General features: G+C 72.0%; 14 protein-coding genes and 1 pseudogene. 4 read left to right on the plus strand and 11 right to left on the minus strand.

Going from position 1 to position 17,011, the window contains the following annotated elements; genetic code table 11:
* The first annotated feature begins 56 nt into the window (after positions 1 to 56).
* Positions 57 to 1,196, plus strand: a complete 1,140-nt coding sequence (locus tag QOL88_RS02150) for an aminoglycoside phosphotransferase family protein (protein WP_097214817.1) — start codon at positions 57 to 59, stop codon at positions 1,194 to 1,196.
* A 71-nt stretch (positions 1,197 to 1,267) separates the two neighbouring features.
* On the opposite strand, the gene QOL88_RS02155 is transcribed toward QOL88_RS02150, so the two are convergent.
* From QOL88_RS02155 to QOL88_RS02190, 8 genes are all read right to left on the minus strand, one after another.
* Positions 1,268 to 1,765 carry a glycosyltransferase family protein gene (locus QOL88_RS02155; RefSeq protein WP_097222813.1) on the minus strand — a complete coding sequence of 166 codons (498 nt, stop codon included), beginning with the start codon at positions 1,763 to 1,765 and terminating at the stop codon, positions 1,268 to 1,270.
* Between the two features lie 117 nt (positions 1,766 to 1,882).
* On the minus strand, positions 1,883 to 2,557 hold the full coding sequence (locus QOL88_RS02160; RefSeq protein ID WP_097214818.1) for a CGNR zinc finger domain-containing protein: 675 nt from the start codon (positions 2,555 to 2,557) through the stop codon (positions 1,883 to 1,885).
* A 40-nt stretch (positions 2,558 to 2,597) separates the two neighbouring features.
* Positions 2,598 to 3,500 carry a universal stress protein gene (locus tag QOL88_RS02165; protein ID WP_097214819.1) on the minus strand — a complete coding sequence of 301 codons (903 nt, stop codon included), beginning with the start codon at positions 3,498 to 3,500 and terminating at the stop codon, positions 2,598 to 2,600.
* 161 nt (positions 3,501 to 3,661) lie between these two features.
* Positions 3,662 to 3,904: a DUF397 domain-containing protein gene (locus QOL88_RS02170; protein WP_097214820.1), complete on the minus strand. Its 243-nt coding sequence runs from the start codon at positions 3,902 to 3,904 to the stop codon at positions 3,662 to 3,664.
* Positions 3,905 to 3,986: 82 nt separating this feature from the next.
* Positions 3,987 to 5,153, minus strand: a complete 1,167-nt coding sequence (locus QOL88_RS02175; RefSeq protein WP_097214821.1) for a thiolase family protein — start codon at positions 5,151 to 5,153, stop codon at positions 3,987 to 3,989.
* Positions 5,150 to 6,214 (minus strand): thiolase family protein, encoded by a 1,065-nt coding sequence (locus tag QOL88_RS02180; RefSeq protein ID WP_097214822.1) that lies wholly within the window; start codon positions 6,212 to 6,214, stop codon positions 5,150 to 5,152. The genes QOL88_RS02175 and QOL88_RS02180 overlap by 4 nt, the downstream gene beginning before the upstream one ends.
* Positions 6,211 to 7,152 (minus strand): Zn-ribbon domain-containing OB-fold protein, encoded by a 942-nt coding sequence (locus QOL88_RS02185; protein ID WP_097214823.1) that lies wholly within the window; start codon positions 7,150 to 7,152, stop codon positions 6,211 to 6,213. The genes QOL88_RS02180 and QOL88_RS02185 overlap by 4 nt, the downstream gene beginning before the upstream one ends.
* A gap of 154 nt (positions 7,153 to 7,306) precedes the next feature.
* A complete protein-coding gene (locus QOL88_RS02190; protein WP_097214824.1) occupies positions 7,307 to 8,107 on the minus strand; it encodes a crotonase/enoyl-CoA hydratase family protein in 801 nt (266 codons plus the stop codon).
* 175 nt (positions 8,108 to 8,282) lie between these two features.
* On the opposite strand from QOL88_RS02190, the gene QOL88_RS02195 reads away from it, so the two are divergent.
* Complete coding sequence (locus QOL88_RS02195; protein WP_097214825.1) at positions 8,283 to 9,902, plus strand: acyl-CoA synthetase; 1,620 nt, start codon at positions 8,283 to 8,285, stop codon at positions 9,900 to 9,902.
* A gap of 114 nt (positions 9,903 to 10,016) precedes the next feature.
* Entirely contained in the window at positions 10,017 to 11,864 is a 1,848-nt protein-coding gene (locus tag QOL88_RS02200) for an alkaline phosphatase family protein (RefSeq protein WP_097214826.1), read from the plus strand.
* On the opposite strand, the gene QOL88_RS02205 is transcribed toward QOL88_RS02200, so the two are convergent.
* The 3 genes and pseudogenes from QOL88_RS02205 to QOL88_RS02215 all read right to left on the minus strand — a co-directional run bounded on the left by QOL88_RS02205 (position 11,836) and on the right by QOL88_RS02215 (position 14,273).
* Positions 11,836 to 12,558 carry an alpha/beta fold hydrolase gene (locus QOL88_RS02205; RefSeq protein WP_097214827.1) on the minus strand — a complete coding sequence of 241 codons (723 nt, stop codon included), beginning with the start codon at positions 12,556 to 12,558 and terminating at the stop codon, positions 11,836 to 11,838. The two genes, QOL88_RS02200 and QOL88_RS02205, sit on opposite strands and share 29 nt — an antisense overlap.
* Before the next feature lie 74 nt (positions 12,559 to 12,632).
* Positions 12,633 to 12,731: pseudogene (locus QOL88_RS38760) on the minus strand (alpha/beta fold hydrolase); the annotation flags it as partial.
* Positions 12,732 to 12,770: 39 nt separating this feature from the next.
* Positions 12,771 to 14,273 (minus strand): acyl-CoA synthetase, encoded by a 1,503-nt coding sequence (locus QOL88_RS02215; protein ID WP_097214828.1) that lies wholly within the window; start codon positions 14,271 to 14,273, stop codon positions 12,771 to 12,773.
* A gap of 189 nt (positions 14,274 to 14,462) precedes the next feature.
* Here QOL88_RS02215 and QOL88_RS02220 point away from each other — a divergent pair, with 189 nt between their 5' ends.
* Complete coding sequence (locus QOL88_RS02220) at positions 14,463 to 16,889, plus strand: penicillin acylase family protein (RefSeq protein ID WP_097222814.1); 2,427 nt, start codon at positions 14,463 to 14,465, stop codon at positions 16,887 to 16,889.
* The last annotated feature ends 122 nt before the right edge of the window (positions 16,890 to 17,011 follow it).

Consider the following 17,011-nt stretch of genomic DNA (forward strand, 5'->3'; position numbering starts at 1 on the left):
TCCGGGCCGGGTGGGTGCGCTGTCGTCGCAGGCACACGAAGGGATCTGTTTCGCCCATGTACGCAGCATCGTCCTCCGTGTCCGCACCGCCCCGGTCGCTGCACCCGCGTCCCACGGACAGCGGCCCCTACCTCGCCCCCGCGCGGCCGGCGGCCCCCGTGCTCGGTGCGGGCAGGGCTCGGCGCGGCGCGGTCCTCGGCACCCAACCGCTCAGCGGGAGACTCGACTTGTCCGGCCCCCAGGGCGCGCAGCTGCGCACGGCGATCGCGTCCGTGCACCGCATCTGCCCGGAGTTCGCCCCGGTGCAGGTCCTGCGCCGCAACGGACGGTCCGTGCTCCTGGTCGGCACGACCGGTCGCAGCACGGCTGTCGCCAAGTGTTTACTGGACCACTCCCCCGCCTGGTCCGAGCGGATCCGCCACGAGATAGCGGCATACCGCTCGTTCGTCCGGCACCGCCCACCCGTGCGGGCGCCGAGACTGATCGCGGCGGACCCGGACAACTGCACCCTGGTGATCGAGCGGATGCCCGGCCGGGTGGCGGCGCTCCAGCGGCACCCGGCCGAGGCGCCACCCCGGGCGGACATCAGAGCGGCACTCGGCGCGATCTGCCGGCTCAACGCCTGGCGGCCGCCGGCTGGCACGTTCGACGCCCCGCTCGACTACGCGGCCCGGATCTCCCGGTACCACGAGCTGGGCCTGCTCACCGACCGGGACCTGGGCGACCTGCAGAAGCTGCTGCACGGCATCGCACTGGCGGCCGGGCGGCAGGGCATGGGCCAGTTCTGCCACGGCGACGCGCTGTTGTCGAACATTCTCCTGTCACCGGCCGGTCCAGTGCTGGTGGATTGGGAGCATGCGGGCTGGTACCTGCCGGGTTACGACCTGGCGACGCTGTGGTCGGTGCTCGGGGACGCACCGGTCGCTCGTCGTCAGATCAGCCAGATCGCGCAGTCGGCGGGGCCGGCGTCCAGGGATGCCTTCCTGGTGAACCTGATGCTGGTGCTGACCCGTGAGATCCGTACCTACGAGACGGCCGTGCAACGTTCGATGCACGACGCGACCCCGGCGGCACCGGGCACGGCCCACCCGGGTGCTGCGCCGACCGGCGAGGAGCAGAGGCTGCTGCTGCGGCGGCTGCACGACGACTGCCAGTTGGCCCGGCGCGCCGTGCGCGCGGCGGTCGGCACTCGCTGACGGGGACGGAAGGGCCGCTGGACACCTGACCTGGTGTCCAGCGGCCCTTCCGTGTGGGATTCGGTTCCGGCTCAGCCCTGCTGGAAGAGTTCCGCCGGGAGAGGTTTGAGGAGGGCGTAGAGGTCGTCCGTGATGGGACGGTCCCAGGCGGCGATGGTCACCAGGACGTTGTCGCTGCGGTCGAACTGCACGCAGGAGATCCGGCTCTCGGAGAGCTTGACGCGGCGCACGATCAGAAGGTTGTCGCCCTGCATCACCGGTGCGTCCTCGGTGCTGACGACGGTGACCTCCTCGTCGTTCTCCAGAGCCAGCAGCAGCTGGGCCACCTCGAAGGGGACCTGGCCCTCTTCGACCTCGCGGGCCGGGGAGCCCTCCGGCAGATTGCCGATGATCATCGCGGGGCCTCGGCCGCCGAACAGGTCGTAGCGCAGGAAGACGCCCTGGCAGGTGCCGTCGGGCGCGGGCAGCAGTCCCGCACCGAGGTTGCCGGGCCAGTCGCCCGGGTCCATGGCCAGTACGTCGAAGTCGGGCCCGGCGGGAGTGGCGCTGCGGCGGCGGAGGAACGACATGTCGCCCATGGTACGTGGCCCGGCCTGCGACGTGCGGGGCGGGCGGCGGACCGGGTGGGCCGGGTTGTCGTCCTGTGGCGGGGTGGTGTCGGGCCGCTTGGACGGTACCGGCCGGGTCTACGCCGTCGTCTTGTGCCGCTGGTGGTGGCGGGCCACCCGGGCGCGGTTGCCGCAGGAGGGCTTGCACCACTCCTGGCGCGGGTGCTCCTTGAGGAAGTACCGCACGCAGCGCGGCGCGTGGCAGGCCCGCAGCCGGTCACGGTCGGGGCCGGCCAGGAACGCGATCACGGCGCGGGCGAGGGCCGCGGTCAGGTCGTCGGCGGTTCGGACGGGTGTGTGGCGAACGAGCGGGGTGGCACCTTCGGGCCAGTCCAGGACCGGCACGATCGGGGTGCGGGCCGCCGCCTCGTTCAGGTGCCGCACCGCTTTCTCGAAGGGCATGAGCCGGGCCGCGTCCGCGGGGCTCGGTTCACCGGGGCGGACGGCCCGGGCGAAGAGCGCGCGGACGGCGGTCCGCAGCTCGAGGACGGCGGCGAGCCGCGCGGCGTCGGCGGTGGATCCGTCACCGGCGCCCTCGGCCGACCGCGGTGCCGTGCCGGTGGCGGAGTCCTCGCGGTGATCGTCGGCCCGGTCGGTCGCGGTGCCCGGCAGGAGCTCGGGGTGTGCCCTGACCCACTCGGTCAGGCCTGCCGGGTCGGTCAGGTCGTCGGTGACGCCGCCGTTGCCGTCGTGGCGGAGGGTGAGGGCCAGGTCCAGGGCGAGCCGGGCGTCCCTGCTGATCGGTTCCCGCATGCGGCTGATGATAGGCCCGACCGTATCCATTACGGCCGGGTCAGTCCTCCGCGGGCGACGGCGGGGTCACGGCGACGGGGCTGACGGCGTGCAGCAGTACGGCGTGGGTGACCGAGCCCATCATGCGGACGGGTGAGAGCAGACGCCGCCGGTGCCGGCCCACCACGACGAGGTCGGCGTCCCGGGAGGCCGCGACGAGATGGCCGGCCGCGTCGCCCGCCGCCGGGACCAGCTCGACCGGAACGTCCGGGTGCCGCTCGCGGTACGGGGCGAGGAAGCCGTCGGCGAGGACGCGGGTCTCGTCCTCGATGACGTCCTGGTCGACGATCGCCGGAGGCATCTCCCCGGGCATCATCCAGGGCTGCGCGGGCCACGGGTAGGCGGCGACCGCCTGGAGCCGGGCGCCACGCCGGGTGGCCTCGGCGAAGGCGAACTCGAGCGTGGCCTCGTCGGGGCCGTCCACCTTCAGGCCGACGACCACGCGTGAGCCGGCACCGCCCGGTGCCTCGCCGTGGACCTCGCGCCCGGGCCGGGGCACCACGACGACCGGGCACTCGGCGTCGCGGGCGGCGGCCATGCTGTTCGAGCCGAGCACCAGGCTGGCGAAGCCGCCGCGGCCCCGGGAGCCGAGCACCAGCAGCTGGGCGCCGGAGCCCAGCTCGGGCAGGACCGCGCCGGCCGCGCCCACCAGGCCCACGTACTCCGTGTCCGGCTGGTCGGGGCGACCCTCCAGATGGGCGCGGACCTGGTCGAGGACGGAGTCGTCCTGCGGGTCCGCGGGCCCGGCGGCGAGCACCTCGGGCTGTACCCAGTGGGCGTACTGGCGTACGTGCGCCACGCGCAGGGGTGCCGCGCGCCGGCGAGCGGCGTCGACGGCCCACTCCAGGGCGCGCAGGCTGTCGTCCGAACCGTCGACCGCCGCGACGACAGGCAGGGTGCTCATGGGGTCCTCACCTCCGGAATTCGACCGTCCCCTCCCGGGGGCCAGCCTGACTCAGCGGCGGCTCCGGGAAGATGCCTCCGGTCGCGTGTCCGGAAAAGCGGGCGGAACACCCCCGGATCGGCCGTCGGTTCCCGGCTGTCCGGAACGGGACGCCCCCGCCCTCAGGTGAGGTCGAACTCTCCTTCCCGCGCTCCCGACACGAACGCGCCCCACTCGGCGGGCGTGAAGATCAGCGAAGGGCTCTCCGGGCGGCCACTGTTCCGCATGGCGATGAAGCCTTCCACGAAGGCGATCTGGACATCCCCCCGCCCTCGGCTGCTGGACTGCCACTGTGCGTTGGTGAGGTCCAGCTCCGGCTTGTCCCAGCCCGTGAGCGGGCGCTGCTGGGTGGTGGTCTCGGCCACGTCCGTGCTCCTCCCGGTTCGTCGTCCGCGGCCAGCCTAGCGATCGTGTCCCACAGCCAACAGGGCACGTGAGGCGGACCTTTCAGGAGTCCGGGGGCCGGTCGCCCACCAGCCACATGGAGAAGAACTGCGATCCGCCGCCGTAGGCGTGTCCGAGGACCCTGCGAGCCCCGTCCACCTGGTGTTCTCCGGCCTGCCCGCGCACCTGGAGGGCGGCTTCCGCGAAGCGGATCATGCCTGAGGCGCCGATGGGGTTGGTGGACAGCACGCCGCCCGACATGTTGACGGGCAGGTCCCCGTCGAGTTCGGTCACGCCCGCCTCGGTGAGTTTCCAGCCCTCGCCCTCGCCGGCGAAGCCGAGGTTCTCCAGCCACATGGGCTCGTACCAGGAGAACGGCACGTAGATCTCCGCGCCGTCGATCTCGCGGCGGGGGTCGGTGATCCCGGCCTGCCGGTAGACGTCGGCGGCGCAGTCCTGCCCGGCCTGCGGGGAGACGAAGTCCTTGCCGGCGAAGAGGGTCGGTTCGCTGCGCATCGCGCCGCCGAGCATCCAGGCGGGTGGGCGCGGGGCCCGGGCGGCTCCGGCGCGGTCGGTGAGGATCATGGCGCAGGCGCCGTCGGAGGAGGGGCAGGTCTCCGAGTAGCGGATCGGGTCCCACAGCATGGGCGAGGCCATGACCTTGTCGAGGGTGATGTCGTGTTCGTGCAGGTGGGCGTAGGGGTTCTTGAGCGCGTTGCGGCGGTCCTTGTAGGCGACGAGGGCGCCGATCGTCTCGGGCGCTCCGCTGCGGCGCATGTAGGCGCGGATGTGCGGTGCGAAGAATCCGCCGGCCCCGGCGAGCAGGGGCTGCTGGAAGGGGATCGGCAGGGACAGGCCCCACATGGCGTTGGACTCGGACTGCTTTTCGAAGGCGAGGGTGAGGACGGTGGTGTGGACGCGGGCCGCGACGAGGTTCGCCGCGACGAGGGCGGTGGAGCCGCCGACCGAGCCGGCGGTGTGCACGCGGAGCATGGGTTTGCCGACGGCGCCGAGGGCGTCGGCGAGGTAGAGCTCCGGCATCATGACGCCCTCGAAGAAGTCGGGGGCCTTGCCGATCACGACGGCGTCGATGTCGGCCCAGGTCAGCTCGGCGTCCCGGAGCGCTCGGCGGGCCGCTTCCCGGACCAGTCCGGCGAGGGAGACGTCCCGGCGTGCGGCGACGTGCCTGGTCTGGCCGATGCCGACGACGGCCACGGGCTCCTTGCTCATCGGGGTTCCCCTTCGAGGACGGCGACCAGGTTCTGCTGGAGGCAGGGGCCGGAGGTGGCGTGGGCGAGGGCGCGGTCGGACACGCCGCGGTGGATGCGGGCGGCGGCCTCCCCTATGCGGATCAAGCCGGTGGCCATGATCGGGTTGGCGGCGAGGGCCCCGCCGGACGGGTTCACGTCCACGTCCTCGCCCAGCCGGAGGGCCTTGCGCAGGACGATCTCCTGCGCGGTGAAGGGTGCGTGCAGTTCGGCGGTGTCGACGGGCCGTTCGAAGGCTCCGGCCCGTTCGGCGGCCAGGCGGGTGGAGGGCGAGTCGGTCAGGTCGCGCACGCCGAGGCCGTGGGCCTCGATGCGGTGGTCGATGCCGCGGATCCAGGCGGGGCGTGCGCACCGTTCACGGGCCCGGTCCCCCGCCGCGAGGATCACGGCGGCGGCGCCGTCGCCGATGGGCGGGCAGTCGCCGGTGCGCAGGGGCTGTACGAGGTGGTCGCCCTGCGGCACGGGGCCGCGCAGTTGTGCGTGGGGGTTGGTGGTCGCCGCCGCGCGGTTGCGGGAGGCGACGGCGGCGAGGGCGGGTTCGTCGGTGTCGCCGGCGTCGATGAGGGCCTGTGCCTGGAGGGCGGCGAGGGCCACGGAGTCGGGCCACAGAGGCGCCACGTAGTAGGGGTCGAGCTGGCGGGTCAGGACGTCGCGGACGGAGCCGGGCGAGGACTTGCCGTACGCGTAGACCAGGGCGGTCTCGGCGTCGCCGGTGAGGAGTTTCGTCCAGGCCTCGTACAGGGCCCAGGCGCCGTCCATCTCGACGTGCGACTCGGAGATCGGGGGCCAGGCGCCGACGCCGTCGAGGGCGAGGGTGAAGGAGAAGGCGCGGCCGGCGAGGTAGTCGCTGGAGCCGGAGCAGGTGAAGTCGATGTCGGCGGTCTTCAGGCCGGTGGAGTCGAGGACCTCGTGCAGCACCGGCATCAGCATCTCCACCTCGGAGAGCTCGTCGCTGGTGCGCCGGTGGACGGTCTGGGCGAAGGCGACGACGGCGATCTCGCGGTCCCGCGGTGCGCTCGTCACAGCAGCTCCTTGTAGGTGTCGTAGTCCGCGTCGGGTTCGCCGGTGGGCCGGTAGTGGTCGGGGTAGCGGGCGTGGTCGGTCCACACGGGCTCGACGCGCAGGCCCATGCGGACCTCGTCGTAGGGGATGCCGCCGATCCGGCCGTGCAGCGCCAGGCCGGCGCCGTCGAGGGCGATGTGGGCGTAGACGTAGGGCACCTCGATGTCGAGATTCTTCGCCTTGATGTTGACGATGCAGAACGTGGTCACGGTGCCGCGCGGACCCACCTCGACCTGTTCGGATGTCGCCACTCCACAGGTGGGGCAGGCGCCCCTCGGCGGGACGTACACCTTGCGGCAGGACGGGCAGCGCTCGCCCATCGTGCGCCGGCCGGAGAGGGCGTTGATGTAGGCGGTCTGGGCGCGGCCGGGCGAGTAGGTGTAGTCGAGGCGGGCGGCGGCGACGATGCCGGTGACGGGGTCCTCGAACTCGCCGGTGTGGCCCGCCGGTTCGGCCCGGCGGCCGTCGTAGGGCTCGAAGCAGGCGATGTCGGTGATGGCGCCGGTGCGTTCGCCGGCCCAGCGGACGCGGACCGGCATGCCGGTGTGCACGGCGGCGGGGCCGGGGGCGTCGAGGGCGTGGAGGAGGGCGGTGTCGGCGCCGTCGAGGCGGACCAGGACCCAGGCGAAGGGGGTGGTGAGGGGCTGGCCGCGGCGGGGGGCGGGGTTCCAGGCCCAGGTGGTGACCGTGCCGGTCGGGGCCACTTCGACCAGGTCGTGGAGTTCCTCGGCGGTGACGGGGTCGTACTCGACGGGCGGGACGAGGGTGCGGCCGTCGCGAGTCTTCACCCCGAGGATCACACGTTCCCGCAGACCGGTCAGGAAGGCACTCTGAACGGGCCCGAGGGAGCGGGTGAAGGGAAATTCCACGACAAGCGGCGCCTTGAGAACTTCGGACATCGAGGGCCTGCCTCCTTCGTGATCGGCGTGCACGGGGGCGCGCCCCTCAGGGGCGCGGGGAACTGCGCGCTCGGCCACCGACGACCCGCAGCTCGGAACCGGCCACCTCCGGCTCAGCGCCACGCACGCTCGCAGACCGGTGGTCGCGCGGCGCCTACGCGCGCCGGTAGACGGGAGGTCGCTTCTCCGCGAAGGCGCGGGCGCCCTCCTTGGCGTCGGCGGTGTCGAAGACCGGCCAGCCGCGGGTGAGTTCGGCGGCGAGGCCGTCCTGTTCGGTCATCTCGGCGGTCGCGTAGACGGAGGCCTTGACGGCTTCCACGGCCAGGGGGCCGCAGGCGTTGATCTGCTCGGCGATCTCCAGCGCTTTGTCCAGGGCGGTGCCGTCGGGGACGACGTGGCCGACCAGGCCGATGGCGGCGGCCTCGCGGGCGCTGTAGGGGCGGCCGGTGAGGAGCATCTCCAGAGCGTGGGTGCGCGGGATCTGGCGTTGCAGGCGGACGGTGGAGCCGCCGATGGGAAACAGGCCGCGCTTCACCTCGAAGAGGCCGAAGGTCGCGGACTCCGCGGCGACACGGATGTCGGTGCCCTGGAGCATCTCGGTGCCACCCGCGACGCAGTACCCCTCGACGGCGGCGATCACCGGCTTGCGCGGGCGGTGATGGCGCAGCATCGCCTTCCAGTGCAGGTCGGGGTCGGCCTTGAGCCGGTCGCGGTACTCCTCGCCGGCCATGCCGTTCCCGGCGAGGGCCTTGAGGTCCATGCCGGAGCAGAACGAGCCGCCCGCGCCGGTGAGGACGACCGAGCGGACGGAGTCGTCCGCGTCGGCTTCCAGCCATCCGTCGTAGAGGCCGACGAGCATCGGCAGTGAGAGCGCGTTCCTGGCTTCCGGCCGGTTGAGCGTGAGCACCAGTGTGGCGCCTTCGCGCTGCACGGTGAGGTGTTCCGTCCCACCCATGGCGAACTCCCCTCTCATGGAACGAGAACAGGTTGCAGTAGGGCGGGTGGCACTTCAAGGGTTTTCTGACAGTCAGTCAGATTCTTTCGCGCATGCCCTTCACAGTTGGACCGCCCTTTGCTCTGATGACCGGCGAACCGTCCGATACCAGGCACGCCCGGGGTCAGGAGGAGCGGTGGAGTACAACCTTGCCGACCTGTTCGAGTCGGTCGTCGACGTCGTTCCCGGCCGTGAGGCGCTGGTGTACGCCGACCACCCCGGCACGGGCGCGGAGCGCCGCCTGACGTACGCGGAGCTCGACGCGGCGGCCGACCGCGTCAGCCACCATCTGCTCGACAGCGGGATACGGCCCGGCGAGCACCTCGGGCTCCACCTCTACAACGGCGTGGAGTACCTGCAGACGGTGCTGGGCTGCCTGAAGGCGCGGATCGTTCCGGTCAACGTCAACTACCGCTACGTCGAAGAAGAGTTGGTGTACCTCTACCGGGACGCGGATCTGGCGGCGCTGGTCTTCGACGCGGAGTTCACCGACCGGGTGGCGGCGGCGCGTCCCCGGGCGGAGAAGCTGCGGCATCTGATCCGGGTGGGAGATCCGGCGCCGGGGACGGCGGAGGTCGCCTGTGTGGAGTTCGCACAGGTGGAGGCCCTGGGGGCGCCCGGCCGGGGTTTCCCGGCCCGCTCGGCCGACGACCAGTTCATCATCTACACCGGGGGCACGACCGGCATGCCCAAGGGTGTGATGTGGCGGCAGGAGGACCTGTTCTTCGCGGGCCTCGGCGGCGGTGCCCCGACCGGTGAACCGGTGAAGAAGCCGGAGGAGCTGGCGGAGCGGGTCGCGGCCGGCGGCGCGGGGATCACTTTCTTTCCGACCGCCCCGCTGATGCACGGCACCTCCACCCTCACGGCGTTCATCGGCTTCAACTTCGGTCAGCGGGTGGTGATCCACCGCAAGTTCGTGCCCGAGGAGGTGCTGCGGACCGTGGAGAAGGAGAGGGTCAGCAGCATCTCACTGGTGGGCGACGCGATGCTGCGGCCGCTGATCGACGCGCTGAGCGGACCGCTGCGGCACATCGACCGCTCGTCGCTGTTCAGCGTGTCGTCGTCCGGCGCGATCATGTCGGACACGGTGCGCAGACAGTTCCAGGAGCTGGTGCCGAACGCCATGCTGCTGAACAACTTCGGCTCCTCGGAGTCGGGCTTCAACGGGACGGCGACCGAGGACTCCGGCCCGGAGCGGGGCTTCCGGGTGCGGGTCAACGCCCGCACCCAGGTGGTCGACCCGGCCACCCGCGAGCCGGTGGCGGCCGGCGAGGTGGGCCGCGTCGCCCAGTGCGGACACGTACCGCTCGGCTACTACAACGACCCGGCCAAGACCGCCGCGACCTTCTTCGAGAAGGACGGCGAGCGCTGGGTGCTGCTCGGCGACATGGCCACCGTCGACGGGGAGGGCGTGGTCACCGTCCTCGGCCGTGGCTCGCAGTGCATCAACACCGGCGGCGAGAAGGTGTACCCGGAGGAGGTCGAACAGGCCCTCAAGTCCCACCCGGACGTCTACGACGCGCTGGTGGCCGGGGTGCCGGACGCCCAGTGGGGCCACCATGTGGCGGCCGTGGTGCAACTGCGCGCGGGCGCGGCGCCGCCCTCGCTCCAGGACATACAGACCCACTGCCGCGACCGGCTCGCCGGCTACAAGATCCCGCGCCGGCTGGTGATCACCGAGTCGATCCGGAGATCGCCGAGCGGCAAGGCGGACTACCGATGGGCGCGCGAGGTGGCGACGACGGCGGACGGGTGAATCTCCGGCCGAACCGTTGAACCCAAGGTGACGTGCGGACGTACTGGTGGTGGCGGGCTCGCTCACCCGAGCTCCGTTCGCCATGCAGGCAAGACCGCACGGAAGGACCACCGAGTGTCGCTCTTCACTCGCTCCCGTCAGCTTTCGGACCCGACCGAGAGCGGGGCGGAACCGGATGACGACACCGGTACGGCGGAACCGGAGGGCGGCAAAACCGGAACGGCGCAACCGCAGGACGGCACCGCCACGGATGCCCCGGAGAGCGCCACTCGGGCACAGCGCACCTCTTCCGCGCCGTCGCCGGCGACCAAGCCCGGCTGGTTCGGCTGGCGGCGCCGCTATCCCCGTACGGCGCGCGGCGTCTCCGTCGGTACGACCGTGCTGGCCGGTGCCCTGGTGCTGTTCGCGCTGCTCGTGCCGAACCGGATCGAGCGCATCGAGTTCGCGTCGTTCGTCCGCATCCCCGCCGAGGGCGTGCTGCTCGCCGGGCTGCTGCTCGCGCTGCCGTCGAAGCCCCGGCGCATCACGGCGGTCGTCACGGGCGTGTTCCTGGGCCTGGTCACGGTGCTGAAGTTCGTCGACATGGGCTTCTACCAGATCCTGGCCCGGCCCTTCGACCTGGTCCTGGACTGGATCCTGATCGAGAACGGCACGGACTTCCTGAGGGAGACGTTCGGCCGTACCGGCCAGGTGCTGGCGGTGACCGGCGTGATCGTCCTGTTCGTCGCCCTGCTCGTCCTCACGACGCTCGCGGTGGTGCGGCTGACGAACCTGATGGTCCGGCACCGGCCCGTCGCCGGCCGCACGGTCCTGATCCTCGGCACGGCGTGGATCACCTGCATGACCCTGGGCGTGCAGATCGGCACCGTGCCGGTCGCCACCAAGGGCAACGCCGAGTTCCTGGGCAACCGGGTGGACCAGGTGCGTGCGGGGCTCGCGGACGGCCGGGTCTTCGAGAAGCAGGCCTCGGTGGACGCCTTCGCGAAGACCCCGCCCGACCAGCTGCTCACGGGGCTGCGCGGCAAGGACGTCCTGTTCACCTTCATCGAGAGCTACGGCAGGGCCGCGATCGACGACCCGGCGATGGCGCGGCAGACCGACGCCGTACTCAAGGAGGGCACCGCCAGGCTGAAGGCGGCCGGGTTCGAGTCGCGCAGCGGCTGGCTGCAGTCGCCGGTGACGGGCGCGGGCAGCTGGCTGGCCCACTCGACGTTCCTGTCCGGGCTGTGGATCAAGAACCAGCAGCGGTACCGCAGTCTGACCACGAGCGATCGCATGACGCTGACGAAGTACTTCGGCAAGACCGGGGCCTGGCGGACCGTCGGCGTCGTGCCGGGTGTGCGGCGGGCCTGGCCGGAGGGCAAGTACTTCGGCCTCGACCACATCTACGACTCCGAGCATCTCGGCTACCACGGCCCGTACTTCAGCTGGACCCCCGTGCCCGACCAGTTCAGCATGGAGGCCTTCGAGCGGCTGGAGCACGGCAGGAAGGACCGCGAGCCGATCATGGCGGAGATCATCCTGGCCTCCAGCCACAACCCCTGGTCCCCCATCGCCCACATGATCGACTGGAACGACCTCGGCGACGGCTCGGTGTTCCACCGGATCAAGAAGGAGGGCACCAACCCCACGGAGGTCTGGAAGGACCCGGAGAAGGTACGCGCCGAGTACCGCAAGGCCATCGAGTACTCGATCCGCAGCCTCACCGAATGGGTCGAGCGCTACGGCGACGACGACACGGTGCTGGTCTTCCTCGGCGACCACCAGCCGGTGCCGACCGTCACCGCCGGGGACACCGGCAAGGACGTGCCGGTGACGATCGTCGCCCACGACAAGAAGGTCCTGGACCGGGTCGCCGACTGGGGCTGGACGGACGGCCTCAAGCCGGCCGGGAACGCGCCGGTGTGGGGCATGGACACGTTCCGCGACCGCTTCATGACGGCGTACGGGCCGCAGGGCTGAGGAACTCCGCCACGGCTGCGAGGAATTCCTTCGGCCGGGTCTCGTGCACGAGATGCCCCGCGTCGAGGGTGATGTGCCGTGCGTCGGGGAGCAGTTCGGCGAACGCGGCGATCTGCTCCTGCGGGATCGGGCTGCTCGGCCCGCCACCGATCAGCAGCGTGGGCATGGTGATCCGGCCCATGTGGTCCCACCACATGGGATTCGGTGCGTTGCGCTGTTCGTCGGTGGCGAGGATCATCGCCCAGTCGTACGGCGTCTCCGCGCCGGGCCGTTCGGCGGGCGGGCGCGGCGGGTCCAGCGGGAAGGGCGCGGGCACGTCCTCCAGGACGAGCCGTCGCACGAGCCCCGGACTGCGCTGGGCGAGCAGGTAGGCGACGGCGCCGCCGAGCGAGTGGCCCACGACGTCCGCGCGGTCGACGCCGAGCACACCGAGGAGGGCGTGGATGTCGTCACGCATGGTCTCGTACGCGTATCCGCCGGGCCAGTCGCTCCGGCCGTGTCCGCGCAGATCGGGCGCGTACACACGGCGGGGTCCGGCGGGCCCGGTGGCCAGAGCCGGGGCGAGCGACGCCCAGTCGGCGCCGTCGGCCCCGCGGGCGTGCAGCAGGACGAGGGGCTCCGCGTCCGGCGGTCCCCAGACGCGGTAGGCCTGCGTGATGCCGTTCGCCTGCGCGGTGTGCGGTGCTGTGTCCATGCCGGGCACGGTAGGCGAAGAGTCCCCGGGAGCCCGGGCCGCTCTGCCGACAGCAGAGGCGCGGGCGTCCGTGGTCAGGAGAAGAAGGCGGCGACCCGCCGGGTGAACCCTTGCGGGTTGTCGAGCCACGGGTAGTGCCCCGCTCCCGGCTGCACCACGAACTCGGCCGCCGGGGCCGGTCCGGCACAACCCGGTTCTCCGGCCCGCGCGCGCTACCCGTTGCCGAGGTCGTTCCTGAGTTCCCGCTTGAGGATCTTTCCGCTGGCGTTGCGCGGGAGTTCGTCCACGAACACCACCCGTTTCGGCGCCTTGAAGGGGGCGAGCCGTTGGCGGACGTGGTCGATCAGTTCCGTCTCCGAGACCTCGCCGCGCGGGACGACCACGGCTGTCACCACCTCGATCCAGCGCTCGTCCGGCAGGCCCACCACCGCGGCCTCGGCGACGCCGGGGTGGGTGTACAGGGCGTCCTCGACCTGGCGGGAGGCGATGACGACACCGCCGGAGTTGATGACGTCCTTGACCCGGTCGACGATCGTGAAGAAGCCGTGCGCGTCGCGTACGGCGAGGTCGCCGGAGCGGAACCAGCCGTCGCGGAAGGCCTCGGCGGTCTCCTCGGGCTTGTCCCAGTAGCCCTCGCACAGTTGGGGAGAGCGGTAGACGATCTCGCCGGGGGTGCCGTCGGGGACGTCGTTGCCGTCCTCGTCGACCACACGGGCGTCGACGAACAGGACGGGCCTGCCGCAGGAGTCGAGGCGGCCCTTGTGTTCGCCGGGTGCGAGAACCGTGGCCAGCGGGCCGATCTCGCTCTGCCCGAAGCAGTTGTAGAAGGCCAGGCCGGGCAGGCGCTCCCGCAGCCGTTCGAGTACCGGGACCGGCATGATCGACGCGCCGTAGTACGCCTTGCGCAGGCCGCTCAGGTCGCGGGTGGCGAAGTCGGGGCGGTTGGACAGGGCGATCCAGACGGTGGGCGGCGCGAAGAGGCTGTCCGCGCGGCCCGCCTCGATCAGGTCGAAGAGCCGGTCGCCGTCGGGTGCGTCGAGGATGATGTTCGTCGCGCCGACGGCGAGATAGGGCAGCAGGAAGACGTGCATCTGCGCCGAGTGGTACAGCGGCAGGGAGTGCGCGGGGCGGTCGCCGGCACTGAGGTCGAGGGCGGTGATGGCGCTCAGGTACTCGTGCACCAAGGCCCGGTGCGTCATCATCGCGCCCTTGGGCAGGGCGGTCGTCCCGGACGTGTACAGCAGTTGCACCAGGTCCTCGGTGCGGGGCTCGGGTCCGTCGTACGCGGGCGCCTGCGGCAGCCGTGCGAGCAGCGAGTCGTCCGCGTCACGCAGCGCCAGCGTCCGCACGTCGTCCGGAAGTCGCGCGGCCAGGTCCGGGTCGGTGAGGACCAGGGCGCTGCCGGACTGGCCGACGATGTAGGCGAGATCGTCGCCGGTCAGGTTCTGGTTGACGGGTACGTGCACCAGACCCGCGCGGGCGCAGGCGAGGAAGGCGATCAGGTAGGCGTCGGAGTTGTGGCCGTAGGCACCGACCCGGTCCCCGCGCCTCAGCCCCTGGTCGAGGAGGACGCTCGCCGCGCGGGAGACGGCGGTGTCGAGTTCGTCGTACGTCCAGGTCCGTTCGGCGTACTCCACCGCGACGCGCGCCGGTGTGCGCCGGGCGCTGCGCCGCAGGACTCCGTCAACCGTGCTGCCGTGTCCGGGCGTCGTCATGACACATGATCCTCGGTTCACCGCCCGATGAGGTCAAGGACCTGGGGCAGGGCGGGAGCCGGGGCCGGGCGAAGGAGCCCGGAGCAACCCTGCCGCCGTCGACGGCGTCCGCTGTCATGAAACCGACGGACGTGCGAATCAGGTTCGCACACTCGGCACTCCTTTCCCTCGACGATGTTGGAGGGCATGATGCGCAGTCGTCTGAGACGACTCGTCCTCGGGGCCACGGCCCTGTTCACCGCCGCGTCCGCGTTACCCGCGGCGGCCGCCACGACCGACCAGCCAGCAGAGCAGCACCCTTCCCGCGACGGCATGTCCGCCGTCATCCGCTACACCGAGTACGGCATTCCGCACATCCTCGCGAAGAACTACGCGGACCTGGGCTTCGGTACGGGCTGGGCGCAGGCCGCCGACGAGGTGTGCACGCTCGCCGACGGCTTCGTGACCCTGCGCGGCGAGCGGTCCCGGTACTTCGGCGCCGACGCGCCCGCCGGCGGCGACCTCTCGGCGGCCAGGACGAACCTCGCCAGCGACCTGTACTTCCGCGGGGTCCGTGAGAGCGGCACCGCGCAGAAGCTGCTGGGCGAGCGGGCGCCCGTGGGGCCGAGCCGTGAGGTCCGGAACATGATGCGGGGCTGGGCCGCCGGTTACAACGCGTGGCTGAAGCAGCAGAAGGTCACGGATCCGGCCTGTGCGGGCGCCTCCTGGGTCCGGCCGGTCACCGAGCTGGACGTGACGGCCCGTGGTCTGGCCATCGCCTCGATTTCCGGCGAGGGGCGGTTCGTGGACACGATCACCACCGCGCAACCACCGGCCGGAGGCACGGCCGTCTCCGGTGCTCCGTCCGCCCGCACGCCCGGCGCGAAGGCCGTGGCGAAGGCGGCGGACGAGCTCTGGGGCGACCCCGGCATGGGCTCCAACGCGGTCGCCTTCCGCGGTGACCGGGCGGCGAGCGGCCGTGGCCTGCTGCTGGGCAACCCGCACTACCCGTGGGACGGCGGCCGCCGCTTCTGGCAGTCGCAGCAGACGATCCCGGGCGAGCTGAACGTCTCCGGCGGCTCACTGCTCGGCACTCCGGCGATCTCCATCGGGTTCAACGCACATGTGGCGTGGAGCCACACCGTCTCCACCGGCATCCCGGCCAACTTCCACCAGCTGACGCTCGATCCGGCCGATCCCACGACGTACCTCGTGGACGGCAGGCCGGAACGCATGACGAAGCGGACCGTGACGGTCGCCGTGAAGGACGGCGCACCGGTCACCCGCACCCAGTGGTGGACCCGCTACGGCCCCGTCGTCACCTCCCTCAGTCCCCAGGTCCCGCTGCCGTGGACCGGGAAGACGGCGTACGCCCTCAACGACCCGAACGCCGCGAACCTGCGCTTCGCCGACACCTCGCTCGGCTTCAGCAAGGCACGCAGCACCGGCGACGTCCTCGCCTCCCTCGACCGGCACCAGGGCATCCCCTGGGTGAACACGATCGCCGCCGACCGCGCGGGGCACTCCCTCTACACCCAGTCCCAGGTACTCCCCCGCGTCACCGACGAGTTGGCCGGGCGCTGCTCGACGGAACTCGGCAGGACCACGTACCCGGCGTCCGGGATCGCGATCCTCGACGGCTCACGCGGCGACTGCGCGCTCGGCAGCGACCCGGACGCCGTCGTGCCGGGGATCTTCGGTCCGGCGAGGATGCCGACGCTGAAGGACGCCCCCTACGCGGAGAACTCCAACGGCACCGCGTGGATGACCAACGCCGACCGGCCGCTCACCGGATACGAGCGGATCTTCGGCACCGTGGGCACACCGCTCAGCCCGCGCACCCGCGGCGCGATCGAGGACGTGGCGGCGATGGCGGACCGCGGCGGCCTGACCGTGCGGGACCTGCAACGGCAGCAGTTCGCCAACCGCGTGCCCGCGGGTGATCTCGCCGCCGGGGACGTCGCACGGGCGTGCGCCGCGCTGCCCGGCGGTACGGCGAAGGGCAGCGACGGCAAGGCCGTCGATGTGTCCGGCGCCTGCGGCGTGCTGAAGGCGTGGGACCACACCATGGACACCGGCAGCCGGGGAGCGCTGCTCTTCGACCGGTTCTGGCGCAGGCTCGAACAGGCCGTGCCGGCCGACCGGTTGTGGAAGGTGCCGTTCTCCGCGGCGGACCCGGTCCGCACTCCGAACAGCGTGAACACGGGCGCTCCCGGCTTCTCCACCGCTCTCGCCGACACGGTCGCCGAGCTGCGGGGCGCGGGCATCGCGCTCGACGCGCCGCTCGGCGCGCACCAGTTCGTCGTCCGCGACGGGCAGCGCCTGCCGGTGCCGGGTGGCGCGGGCCGGCTCGGCGTGTGGAACGTGATCGAGCCGACGTGGGACGCGGCAGGCGGCGGCTACACGGAGGTGCCCTTCGGGAGCAGCCATCTGCAGGCGGTCGGCTGGGACGGCAGCCCCTGCCCGGTGGCGCGCACGCTGCTGACGTACTCGCAGTCGTCGAACCCGAAGTCGCCGCACTTCGCCGATCAGACGCGGCTGTTCTCCGGTGAGAGGTGGGTGGCGTCGCGCTTCTGCGAGAAGGACATCGTGTCCTCGCCGAAGCTGAAGATCGTGCGGGTGCACGAGCGCCGCTGACGCTGGGCGCGGGGTGCCGCCCTGTGGGGCGGCACCCCCGGTCGGGCCCGGCGGGAGCCGTACATCAGCCGCCGCAGCACCACTTCTGCCGGGCCCCGGCGGCCGGCCCGTTCCAGCGACCG

It is taken from the genome of Streptomyces sp. Ag82_O1-12 (assembly GCF_900182715.1).
Lineage (GTDB): Bacteria > Actinomycetota > Actinomycetes > Streptomycetales > Streptomycetaceae > Streptomyces > Streptomyces massasporeus.